Source organism: Catenuloplanes nepalensis (assembly GCF_030811575.1).
GTDB classification, from domain to species: Bacteria; Actinomycetota; Actinomycetes; order Mycobacteriales; family Micromonosporaceae; genus Catenuloplanes; species Catenuloplanes nepalensis.
In genome coordinates, this window is the sequence record NZ_JAUSRA010000001.1 from 917,613 (window position 1) to 929,090 (window position 11,478).

9 protein-coding genes and 1 pseudogene are annotated in these 11,478 nt (G+C 71.2%); 8 read left to right on the forward strand and 2 right to left on the reverse strand.

Features of this window, described 5'->3' with window-relative positions; translation table 11 throughout:
- The first annotated feature begins 153 nt into the window (after positions 1 to 153).
- The 8 genes from J2S43_RS03850 to J2S43_RS03885 all read left to right on the forward strand — a co-directional run bounded on the left by J2S43_RS03850 (position 154) and on the right by J2S43_RS03885 (position 7,845).
- The gene (locus J2S43_RS03850) at positions 154 to 1,446 is read left to right on the forward strand and encodes a PA0049 family protein (RefSeq protein ID WP_306827161.1); all 1,293 of its coding nucleotides are present in this window, start codon (positions 154 to 156) and stop codon (positions 1,444 to 1,446) included.
- A gap of 194 nt (positions 1,447 to 1,640) precedes the next feature.
- The gene (locus tag J2S43_RS03855; RefSeq protein WP_306827162.1) at positions 1,641 to 2,615 is read left to right on the forward strand and encodes a Ppx/GppA family phosphatase; all 975 of its coding nucleotides are present in this window, start codon (positions 1,641 to 1,643) and stop codon (positions 2,613 to 2,615) included.
- Positions 2,616 to 2,777: 162 nt separating this feature from the next.
- Positions 2,778 to 4,040, forward strand: coding sequence for an ABC transporter substrate-binding protein (locus J2S43_RS03860; protein ID WP_306827163.1), 1,263 nt, complete (start codon positions 2,778 to 2,780; stop codon positions 4,038 to 4,040).
- Complete coding sequence (locus J2S43_RS03865; RefSeq protein WP_306827164.1) at positions 4,037 to 4,930, forward strand: carbohydrate ABC transporter permease; 894 nt, start codon at positions 4,037 to 4,039, stop codon at positions 4,928 to 4,930. Before J2S43_RS03860 ends, J2S43_RS03865 begins: the two co-directional genes overlap by 4 nt.
- Complete coding sequence (locus tag J2S43_RS03870) at positions 4,930 to 5,802, forward strand: carbohydrate ABC transporter permease (RefSeq protein ID WP_306827165.1); 873 nt, start codon at positions 4,930 to 4,932, stop codon at positions 5,800 to 5,802. Before J2S43_RS03865 ends, J2S43_RS03870 begins: the two co-directional genes overlap by 1 nt.
- A gap of 6 nt (positions 5,803 to 5,808) precedes the next feature.
- The gene (locus tag J2S43_RS03875; RefSeq protein WP_306827166.1) at positions 5,809 to 6,972 is read left to right on the forward strand and encodes an ABC transporter ATP-binding protein; all 1,164 of its coding nucleotides are present in this window, start codon (positions 5,809 to 5,811) and stop codon (positions 6,970 to 6,972) included.
- A gap of 192 nt (positions 6,973 to 7,164) precedes the next feature.
- The gene (locus J2S43_RS03880; protein WP_306827167.1) at positions 7,165 to 7,581 is read left to right on the forward strand and encodes a hypothetical protein; all 417 of its coding nucleotides are present in this window, start codon (positions 7,165 to 7,167) and stop codon (positions 7,579 to 7,581) included.
- 90 nt (positions 7,582 to 7,671) lie between these two features.
- Positions 7,672 to 7,845 (forward strand): hypothetical protein, encoded by a 174-nt coding sequence (locus tag J2S43_RS03885; protein ID WP_306827168.1) that lies wholly within the window; start codon positions 7,672 to 7,674, stop codon positions 7,843 to 7,845.
- 191 nt (positions 7,846 to 8,036) lie between these two features.
- Here J2S43_RS03885 and J2S43_RS03890 read toward each other — a convergent pair.
- A pseudogene (locus J2S43_RS03890) lies at positions 8,037 to 8,995 on the reverse strand (DUF2332 family protein).
- A gap of 197 nt (positions 8,996 to 9,192) precedes the next feature.
- Positions 9,193 to 11,460: a SulP family inorganic anion transporter gene (locus J2S43_RS03895; RefSeq protein WP_306827169.1), complete on the reverse strand. Its 2,268-nt coding sequence runs from the start codon at positions 11,458 to 11,460 to the stop codon at positions 9,193 to 9,195.
- Between the last annotated feature and the right edge of the window lie 18 nt (positions 11,461 to 11,478).

The following is an 11,478-nucleotide window of genomic DNA, read 5'->3' on the forward strand; positions in this document are numbered from 1 at the left end:
CCCTGATGCGCCATCCTGCGTGCTCGCGCTCGGTACCCATCCGGCCCGGCGTGGCAAACGTCATGAGACCGAAAAAATTCGACGCCGCGCGGCAACCTGACGGTGGTCGATATTGGTTAGTCTCTTGTCGGGATCGACGCTGCGGAGGAACTCGTGACCAGACTCGCCCGGGGCCTGTCCGTGCTGTGTGGAGTGACTCTCACGGTGTCGCTGCTGGTGGCGACGCCCGCGGCCGCCCACCCGGCCGGCTGCGCGGACGGTTCCGTGCCGCTCACCGTGGAGGAGGAGCGGCTCGACCGCCCGGTTCCCGGCGGCACCGCCTCCGTCCCCGCCGAGATCCTCGACCGCAGCGGCTTCGGTGCGCTGGTCCGCGCGTTCACGCTCGGCCTCTGCGCGGTGCCGGACGCGCGAACAGCCGGGTCCTACGCGGAGGCCACCGGCCGCCTGCTCTTCGAGTCCGCGGTCGCCCGCGCGCAGCGCTCGCTCACGCTCGGCGCGGCGCTCCCGGCCGACGACGACCGGCCGCTCTACTGGGCGCGGCTCGCGCTCACCCGCGCGCTGCGGCAGTGGACACCGTCCTTCTCCCACTCCGCGGACGAGCGCGCGGCCTGGGAGAAACGGCTCGAGTACTCGTCCCGCGGGCTCACCTCCAGCGCGTTCCGCCCGCTGCCCGGCGTCCGCAAGCTGATGATCTCCGGGTTCGACCCGTTCCAGCTGGACGCGGAGATCCGCCGGGGCAACCCGTCCGGCGCGGTCGCGCTCGCGCTGGACGGCCGGATCCTCACGACGCTGGACGGCACGCGGGTGCAGGTGCAGGCCGTGGTGTTCCCGGTCCGCTACCCGGACTTCGACGGTGGCATGGTCGAGGACGCGTTCCGTGCCGCGCTGGCCCGCCGGCCGGACCAGGTGACCACGATCAGCCAGGGCCGGCCCGGCGCGTTCGACCTGGAGGCGTTCAACGGCCGGCGTCGCTCCGCCGCCGCGCCGGACAACCTGAACCTGTGGGGTGGCGGTCTCGCGCACGCGCCGGTCGTCTTCCCGAACGTCGGCCCCGGGCCCGAGTTCCTGCCCAGCACGCTGCCGATGGAGGAGATGTCGCAGGCCGGTGGCCTCTTCCCGGTGCGGATCAACACCACGGTGCGGGAGATCCCGGCCGGCAGCACCATCCCGGTCGTCCGGGCCGACGGGCCCACCGACGGCTCGGTCGCGGTCGAGGGCGGTGGCGGCGGCTACCTCTCCAACGAAAGCGCGTACCGCGTGACCCGGCTGCTCACCGAGACCCCGTCGGCCCCGCCCGGCGGTCACCTGCACACGCCGGTGCTGTCGTTCGACACGGCCAACTCGGCCGCGGTGACCGACGCGGTCTTCGAGGCGAACCGCGCGGCCATCGTGGCGCAGTCCACCGCGATCCTGCTCGCCGGGCTGGCCGGTCCGCTCGTCCCCTGATCCGGCGCGGGTCACGCGTTTGGCGGCAGCCGGAACACGGAACCCGTCGATGGCTGCCGCACACCGTGGTGTGACGGTGGCCTCGCGGGTTGGCCCCGGACCGCAAGGTTAACGGAAGATGGTCCAAGGGTTACGCGACGGGTAATTGCTAGCTTCCGGGTAGTGGGCGAGAGTTGATCATGGACACTGACTGCATGCGGATCGGAGTGCTCGACGTCGGCTCCAACACGGCGCAGCTGGTGGTGACGGACGTCGGCGACGGGGTGCCGCTGCCGGTGCATGCGGTCAAGGAGCCGGTGCGGCTGGCCGAAGTGGTCGGCCGGGACGGCGAGCTGGGGTCCGAGGCGATCGACCGGCTGGCGACCGCGGTCGGCGCGGCGGCCGGGCGGGCGCGACGGTGGGAGGTGCGCGAGCTGTTCGCGTACGCCACGGCCGTGGTCCGGGACGCGCCGAACCGGGACGCCGCGCTCGGCGAGATCGAGGCGCGGACCGGCGTGCGGCTCGGCACGCTCTCCGGCACCGAGGAGGCCGAGCTGACGTTCCTGGCGGTGCGCCGCTGGATGGGCTGGCGCGCCGGACCGCTGCTGCTGCTCGACATCGGTGGCGGCTCGGCCGAGATCGCCTACGGGCACGACCTGACGCCGTCGTTCGCCGTGTCGCTGCCGATCGGCGCGGCCCGGATCACCCGCGAGCGGCTGCGCGACGACCCGCCCGAGGGCAAGAAGATCGACAAGGTGCGCTGCTACCTGCGTCGCGAGCTGGGCGAGGTGGCCAGCCGCATGCAGTGGGACGCGCCCCGGACCGCGGTCGCCACGTCCCGCACGTTCCAGCAGCTGGCGCAGCTCTGCGGTGCGCCGTCGCTGCGGCAGGGCCCGTTCGTGCCGCGCGTGCTGCGCCGCGACGAGCTGGCCCGGCAGATCGGCCGGCTCGGCGCGCTGACCGCGGACAAGCGCGCGCGGCTGCCCGGGATCTCCGCGCCGCGCGCCCGGCAGTCGCTGGCCGGCGCGCTGGTGGCACACACCATGCTGGACATGTTCGGCCTGGACGAGGTGACGATCTGCCCGTGGGCGCTGCGCGAGGGGATCCTGCTGCGCCGCGTCGAGTCGGCGGACAGCTGGGCGGACCGGGCGTTGACGCTGACCGCGAACCGCCGCCTCAAATCCGCCTGAAGTGGACGTTGTGTTAATGATGCGTTTCGCTGTGTTGCGGGCGGGGGAGATGGGGTAGCGGATGACCCGCTGAGGTCGTCCCCCGGACCGCGTGCCGCGGGGCATCGCTGCGCTCACAGCCTCGCGGCGCGCGCCATCTCCAACGGGAGGCGAGGCACAGGGATGGGTGAACCCCTCAAGCGACGCTGGCGCAGACTCGCCGCGGCGGCTCTGGTGACCGTGCCGCTCGCGGCCTGCGGTGGTCAGGACGACGGCGGCACACCGACGATCAACTTCTACAACCCGCCGGTCGAGAACATGCAGACCGTGATCGACACCTGCAACGCGGCGGCGAACGGGCGCTACGAGATCGTCTACCGCGTGCTGCCGCGCGGCGCGGACGACCAGCGTGTGCAGATGGTCCGGCGGCTCGCGGCCGAGGACGACAGCATGGACGTGCTCGGGCTCGACGTCACGTGGACGCAGGAGTTCGCGGGCGCGAACTGGATTCGCGAGTGGACCGGTGCGGACGCGGCCGAGGTGCGCGACGGCACGCTGCCCGGCCCGCTGGAGTCCGCGACCTACGAGGACAAGCTCTACGCGGCGCCGAACAACACGAACGTGCAACTGCTCTGGTACCGCACCGACCTGGTGCCGAACCCGCCGCGCACCTGGGACGAGATGATCACCCAGGCGCAGCAGCTCAGGTCGCAGGGCCGGCCGTACCAGGTGATCACGATGGGTGCTCAGTACGAGGGGCTCGTCGTCCTCTACAACACGCTGGTGGCCAGCGCCGGCGGCAACATCCTCAGCGCGGACGGGAGGACCGCGGTGCTGGACGACGGCGCGGTGCGGGCACTGGACCTGCTCAAGCGGTTCGCCACGGCCGGCGTGACCAGCCCGTCGTTCACGAACGCGCTGGAGGACCCGGCCCGGCTGGAGTTCCAGGGCGGCAACGGCGCGTTCCAGCTGAACTGGCCGTACGTCTACCCGGCCATGCAGGCGGCGGCGCCGGACCTGGCGCGGAACGTGCGCTGGGCCCGGTACCCCGGGGTGGACGCGAACACGCCGAGCCGGGTCACGATCGGCGGCACCAACCTGGCGGTCAGCGCGTACACCAGGTATCCGGTGGAGTCGTTCGAGGCGGCGCGCTGCCTGCGGAACGCCGAGAACCAGAAGTACGCGGCGATCAACGACGGGGTGCCGCCGACGATCGAGTCGGTCTACGACGCGCCCGAGATGGCCGAGGCGTACCCGATGAAGGACGTGATCCTGGAGGAGTTGCAGGACGCGTCCGTGCGGCCGCTCTCCCCGGCGTACCAGAACATCTCCACGGTCATGTCGGCCACACTGTCCCCGCCGGGTGACATCGACCCGGACGAGACCGCGGAGCTGCTGCGGAAGCAGATCCAGGACGCCCTCGAGTCCAAGGGGGTGCTGCCGTGACACAGCTCAGTGAGGGCAAGAGGCAGGAGCGGCGGCTCGGCTGGCTGCTCTGCGCGCCGGCCGCGATCGTGATGGTGGCGGTCACGGCGTACCCGATCCTGTATTCGGTCTGGTTGTCGTTGCAACGCTTCGACCTGAAGTTCCCGGACGAGCGCGAGTTCGTCGGCCTGGAGAACTACGTGACCGTGCTGTCCAACGGGTACTGGTGGACCGCGTTCGGCGTGACCATGCTGATCACCGTGGTCACGGTCGTGATCGAGCTGGTGCTCGGCATGGGCCTGGCGCTGATCATGCACCGGACGCTGGTCGGGCGCGGCATCGTGCGGACCGCGGCGCTGATCCCGTACGGCATCGTGACCGTGGTGGCCGCGTTCTCCTGGCGGTACGCGTGGACGCCGGACACCGGTTACCTCGCGAACCTGCTGACGCCGGACGGCGCGCCGCTCACCGAACGGGCCGGCTCGCTGGCGATCATCATCGTGGCGGAGATCTGGAAGACCACGCCGTTCATGGCGCTGCTGCTGATGGCCGGGCTGGCGCTGGTGCCGGAGGAACTGCTGCGGGCCGCGTCGATGGACGGCGCGACCTGGTGGCAGCGGTTCACCAATGTGATGCTGCCGGTGATGAAGCCGGCGATCCTGGTCGCGCTCCTCTTCCGTACCCTCGATGCATTCAGGGTATTCGACAACATCTATGTGTTGACCGCGGGCGCGAACGAGACGTCCTCGGTGTCGATGATCGCCTACAACAACCTGTTGCGCGGGCTCAACCTCGGCATCGGCTCCACGATGTCCGTGCTGATCTTCCTCGCGGTCGCGGTGATCGCGTTCATCTTCGTCAAGCTCTTCGGCACCGCCGCGCCCGGTGCCTCCGATGACGGGAGGCGCTGATGACAGCCGTTGTGGAGAACCGCGTCAGCAAGGAGAGCCGCGTCAGCAAGGAGACCCGCGCCAAGATCTCCTGGGGTCTCCTGGACGTCGTGGTCGTGGTGTTCGCGCTGTTCCCGGTGCTGTGGATCGCGTCGCTGTCGTTCAAGACGCCGGACACGCTGACGGACGGCAACTTCGTCCCGCGGGAGTGGACGCTCGACAACTACCGGGTCATCTTCACCACCGACCAGTTCGTCCGCGCGCTGGTCAACTCGATCGGCATCGCGCTGATCGCCACCGCGGTCGCGGTCGTGCTCGGCACCATGGCCGCGTACGCGATCGCCCGGCTGGACTTCCCCGGCAAGGGGCTGCTGGTCGGCGTGTCGCTGCTGATCGCGATGTTCCCGCAGGTCTCGCTGGTCTCGCCGCTCTTCGAGATCGAGCGCCGGCTCGGCCTCTTCGACACCTGGCCGGGGCTGATCCTGCCGTACATCACGTTCGCGCTGCCGCTGGCGATCTACACGCTCTCCGCGTTCTTCAAACAGATCCCGTGGGACCTGGAGAAGGCCGCGAAGATGGACGGCGCCACCCAGGCGCAGGCGTTCCGCCGGGTGATCGCGCCGCTGGCCGCGCCGGGCGTGTTCACCACCGCGATCCTGGTCTTCATCTTCTGCTGGAACGACTTCCTGTTCGCGATCTCGCTGACCTCCACCGAGCGGTCCCGCACGGTGCCGGTCGCGCTGTCGTTCTTCACCGGCGAGTCCCAGTTCGAGGATCCGACCGGCGCGATCTCCGCGGCCGCCGTGGTGATCACGATCCCGATCATTCTGTTCGTGCTGTTCTTCCAGCGTCGCATCGTCTCGGGTCTGACGAACGGCGCGGTCAAGGGGTGATGGTCAATGGCTGAGATAGTTCTCGACAGGATCGGCAAGCAGTACCCGGACGGCACGACCGCGGTCGAGGAGGTGAGCCTCGAGATCGCGGACGGTGAGTTCGTGATCCTGGTCGGCCCGTCCGGCTGCGGCAAGTCCACCACGCTCAACATGATCGCCGGGCTGGAGGACATCAGCTCCGGCGACCTGCTGATCGGCGGCGAGCGAGTCAACGACAAGACGCCGCGCGACCGGGACATCGCCATGGTGTTCCAGTCCTACGCGCTCTATCCGAACATGACCGTCCGGGACAACATGGGCTTCCCGCTCAAACTGGCCAAGCTGGACAAGGCGGTCATCAACCAGAAGGTCGAGGAGGCCGCCAAGATCCTGGAGCTGACGCCGTACCTCGACCGCAAGCCCGCGAACCTCTCCGGCGGGCAGCGTCAGCGCGTCGCGATGGGCCGCGCGATCGTGCGCAGCCCGAAGGCGTTCCTGATGGACGAGCCGCTGTCCAACCTGGACGCCAAGCTGCGCGTGCAGATGCGCACCCAGGTCTCCCGCCTGCAGAAACAGCTCGGCACCACCACGGTGTACGTGACACACGACCAGACCGAGGCGATGACGCTCGGCGACCGCGTGGTGGTGATGCGGGCCGGCCGGGTGCAGCAGGTGGGCCACCCGCAGGACCTCTACGACCATCCGGCCAACCTCTTCACGGCCGGGTTCATCGGCTCGCCGTCGATGAACTTCCTGCCGGCCGCGGTCTCGGACGGCTTCCTGGAGACGCCGCTCGGAAAGATCCAGACCCCTTCGCGGGTACGGGATGCGCTCTCCTCGTCCGAGCTGATCCTGGGCATCCGGCCCGAGCACTTCGAGGACGCCGCCCTGATCGACGACGCCCAGCGGCCCCGGGGCCACGAGTTCACCGCGCCGGTCGACCTGGTCGAGTCGATGGGCTCCGACAAGTACGCCTACTTCACGCTCGAGGGCGCGACCGCGACCTCGGCCGAGCTGGAGGAGCTGGCCGCGGACGCGGGCGGCGCCGACCTGCCGTCCGGCGCCTCCAACCTGGTCACCCGCTTCTCCGCGGAGTCCCGTGTCCGCTCCGGCGAGCCGCACCGGGTCTGGCTCAACCTTGAAAAGATCCACCTGTTCGACGCCGCCACCGGCCGCAACCTGACGCTGTAGACCGATCGCCCTCTCCCGTGATCAGGGCGTCCCCCATGTCGTTGGCGCGGCGTCGGGGACGCCCTGAACACGAGGCCTGCCCCGGTTCGGTCTCGACCGGCGGTTCAGGTCGTCCGGCGCGTACCCGCGGGCCCGGAGCCTCCGGTTCGGGCGACCCTTCCTAATTGATGATCGGACCGGCAGGATGTGCGCATGGGTGAACTCGTGCCGATGCCACGCCGGGGTGACCTCTTCTCCGATGTCCGGGGTGACGGGCGTGTCATGCGGGTCAGCTGCCACGACGAGAGCGGCATGGTGGTGCTCTCGCTCTGGTCCGACCGCCAGTGCCGCGCGTCGTTCCGGCTGGACGGCGAGGACGTGCCGCGCCTGATGGAGGCGCTCGGGAGCCTGCGGCAGGTGTCGCCGCCGCAACGGCTGGCCCCGGGCCGGCAGGACGTGGCCGACCTGCTCTCCTGGGATCCGTCCGGCCTGTCCGTCTCCGCCGAGGCGGAGATCGGCGAGCCGGAGCCGCCGCGGATGCCGCGCACCGGGGCCTTCGACGTGGTCGTCCGGCCGATCTCCCCGGCGCCGCGCGACCCCGGCCAGTGGCCGCCCGCCGCGGCCGGCTGAGCTGAGGGTTACCCTGTGTGATTGTCTCCACCGGTGGCGTGCCGTGGAACCCGCGCTACTCTGGTGTGGCCGACGTTGGGAGGTCCCCCCATGCCGACCCTGATCCTGTGGGTGTCGACGATCGCACTGCTGGCCGTTGCCGGCCTGGCCTGGCTGGCCGCGCGCCCGCGCACCGGCCGGGTGCCTGTCGTCCGGGTGATCGACCGTGACGGCCGCGTGCGCAGCCTCCCGGCCGACGACCCCCGCATCTCCCGCCACCTCTGACACCGGTGCGCGCGCGATGCGCTTGAATGCATCGCGTGCGCACCGACCGGTTGACTCCTGAAGATCACGCCGCCCTCCTCGCCGCGGCCGGCGGTTCCGCCGCGGCCCGTGGGAGATCCGCTGGCGCGACCCCTCCCCGGTCGGCCTACTAGACCTGCCGCAACCACTGCGGTCTGCGAGACCACCGCCGCTCAGGAGCGGGATCCGTCGCTGCGGAGCGCGCCGGCCGGCGGCAGGGCAGTCATGCCCTGACCGTGACCACGTGTCCAGGCGACCGGCCGCCCGTCCAGCGACAACAGGTTGTGGTGCCCGGCCGGTGGCGCGCGATCGGGCCGGGCGGCGGAAGCACCTCCGGCGACTCGTTCGAGATCCAGTGCCCGGGCAGCGACCGGACCAGCGACACGAACGCGGCCCGCGGCTCCGGCGGCACCAGGTACAGCACGGACGTGTGGAACACGACCAGCGTCGCATCGGCCGGCGCCGTCGAGGCCAGCGCCGGCAGCGCCTCCACCAGGTCGCCGCGCACCAGCAGCGGCGGGTCCGCCGCCACGATCGCGGCCGCCGCGCGCAGCCGGTCCCGCCGGTGTGCGTGTTCCGGCCAGATCAGCGCGTCCAGCCAGGCCAGGTCCTCGGGTGAGCGCACGTCCAGCGGGTTCAGGTCGATCCCGGCCCGCCACACGACCGTGGGCAGCCCGGCCGGCAGCAGATCAGAATCGCAGTCCAGCACCGGTACGCCGGACCCGAGCGGGGCCCCGCCGTACCGATAGGAGTAGCGGTCCGGGTAGAGGCACAGCCCCGCGGAGGCGCCCACCTCCAGCAGCGCCAGCGGCTGCGGCAGCGCGGCCAGCAGCGGCAACAGCACCGCGCATCGCCCGGCCTCATTCGTCTGCGTGATCCGGGCGCGCATCTCGCGCGCGACCGCGTCCCAGTGCTCCGTCACGAACGCGCGGAAGTCCGCCCACGGCGCCACCGGCCCGCCGAGCAGCCGGACCGCGCCGAAGAGCAGGTTCGGCTGCCGCTTCGCCTCCGGGAGCGTGTCGATCAGCGCGAGCAGTGGCGCGTCGTTCGCGACCGACCGCGCGAGCGTCTCGTAGGCCGGGGAGACCCCGTGCGCCTCCCGGGCGAAGCCCGCGTACCGAAGATCCGTCATGACGTGAAGCATCCCCGGACGCGGGCGCGTCCGGGGATGCGGGACGTGATCTGAGGGTCTGTCTAGCCCGGGCCGATGTATGTCATCTCGACTTCCCCTCGTTGCGCTGTCGGCCGACCCCTCCCGACCGGCCGCTTACTACTCTACGAGGGCTCTGACCTGGGCAGATCACCAAATCGTGCCACTGTGGAAGGCGCCTAGACGGTGACCGGTGCGGCGGGCGAGAGGATGTGCAGGCGCCCCTCCGCGATGTCGAAGTAGCCGCCGCACAACTCCAGTTCACCGGCCGCCTCGCGGGCCGCGACCGCCGGGTGGGTGCGCAGGTTGTCCAGTTGCTGCAGCACGTTCTCCCGGCCGAGGAGGTCCAGGCGGCCGGGTCCGGCCGGCCGTGACGGCAGCCGGTCCAGGCTGTGCGAACCGTGTCGCAGCCAGCCGCTCAGGTACGGCATGTTCCCCGCACGCTCCGGCGTGAGCAGCGCGTCCATGGCGCCGCAGGCCGAGTGGCCGCAGACCGTGATGGTTTTGATCGGCAGCACCGCCAGCGCGTACTCGATGGCGGCGATCGTGGAGTCGTTCGGGTCGGCCTCGTCGTGGCGCGGCACCAGGTTGCCGACGTTGCGGACCGTGAACAGGTCACCTGGGCCGCTCGACGTGATCATGTTGGGCACCAGGCGCGAGTCGGCGCAGGTGATGAAGAGGTGGGTGGGCCGCTGCCCGTGCGCCAGCTCGCTGAGGAGCGGCCGGACCAGCGGGGCCACCTTCGATTGGTACTCCTCGGTGCCCTCCTCCAGCTGCCGGCGGCCGGAGAGCGTGGCGGCGAGCGGGTGCCAGGCCGCGCGATCACGTACCGGTGGCGTGCGCCGCACCGGCCGCGGCAGTCCGGACCTGCCCGGCGCGAACCACTGCTCGCGCACCTCGTCGATGCGCACGGTTCCGCCGGCGCGTTCGTACCCGGTGCGCCAGTCGTCGATCGAGGTGACGCCGGCGTGGTCCATGAAATCGATGTTCAAAGAAAGCTCAACAACAGCCTTCGCGGGTACGGCCGTGAGCGCGCGGGTCAGCGCGGGCACGCTCAGGAACGTCAGCGACCCGTCCACCGTGACCTGGACCGGCGCGTCCAGCTGCGGCGTGACCTTGACGGAGATGCGGGCCAGCCGCCGGATCGTCAGCAGCAGCGCGCAGCCGAGCCCGATCAGCACGCCCTCGAAGAGCCCGAGCGCCACCACACCCGCCATGGTGAGCAGGTAGACGGGCAGTTCGCCGTGCCGGTGCACGCCGCGCATGTGCGCCAGGTTGACCATCTGGATGCCGATCACGACCAGCAGCGCGGCCAGCGCGCTCAGCGGGATCAGCTCGATCGCCGGCGCGGCGGCCAGCGCGAGCACGAGCACCCAGACGCCGTGCATGACGGTGGAGCGCCGGCTGCGGGCACCGGCCTTGGCGTTCGCGGTGCTGCGCACGATCACGCCGGCGATCGGCAGGCCACCGAGCAGGCCCGCGGTCAGGTTCGCCGCGCCCTGTCCGGTCAGTTCCCGGTCCAGGTTGACGCGTGTGCCATCGTGCAGCCGGTCGACCGCGACCGCGCAGAGCAGCGACTCGACGCTGGCGACCAGCGCGACCGCGACGACCGCGCCCGCGATCGAGGACCAGCCGGCGTCCGGCCACTGTGGTGTGACCAGCGCGCCGATCGGGTCGTCGGGCAGGTCGACGCGGGTGATGTCCCAGCCGAACGCGACCGCGATGCCGGTGCCGGCCGCGATCGCCGCGAGCGGTGCCGGCACCACCCGGACGTGCCGGGACAGCCGCGGCCAGGCGATCAGCACGACCAGCGTGAGCAGGCCGACCGCGACCGCGTGGTTGTGGTTGCGGGCGAGTTGCTCGGGCAGCTCGCGGAGGTTGTCCAGCGCGGAGCTCTGCGGCGTGCCGCCGAGCACGATGTGCAGCTGGGAGAGCGCGATGACCACGCCGACGCCGGCGAGCATGCCGTGGATGACCGCGGGCGAGACCGCGAGCGCGGCGCGGGCCACCCGGAACAGCCCGAGCAGCAGCTGAACGACGCCGGCCGCCGCGACGATCGCGCAGGTGGTGGCCCATCCGTAGGACTGCACCAGGCCGGCGACGATCACGGTGAGGCCGGCCGCCGGGCCGCTGACCTGCACGGCGGAGCCGCCGATCAGACCGCCGACGATGCCGCCGACCACGGCGCTGATCAGGCCGGCGACCAGCGGTGCGCCGGACGCGACCGCGATGCCGAGCGAGAGCGGCACGGCGATCAGCACCACGACCAGCGAGGCGCCGAAGTCACCCCGCCAGGTCCAGGCCTTTGTGGAGCCGGGTTCGCCGGTAACGGGCGGGCCGTGCGCGGTGTCGGCCGCCGGTGGCGGGTCCGGATCGCCGGCCGGGAGCTTGCCGTCGCCCCGCGCGCTGACACTCCCCGATACCCTTAAATGCTTAAAAATCGCCATACTCCACCTTCTTTACGT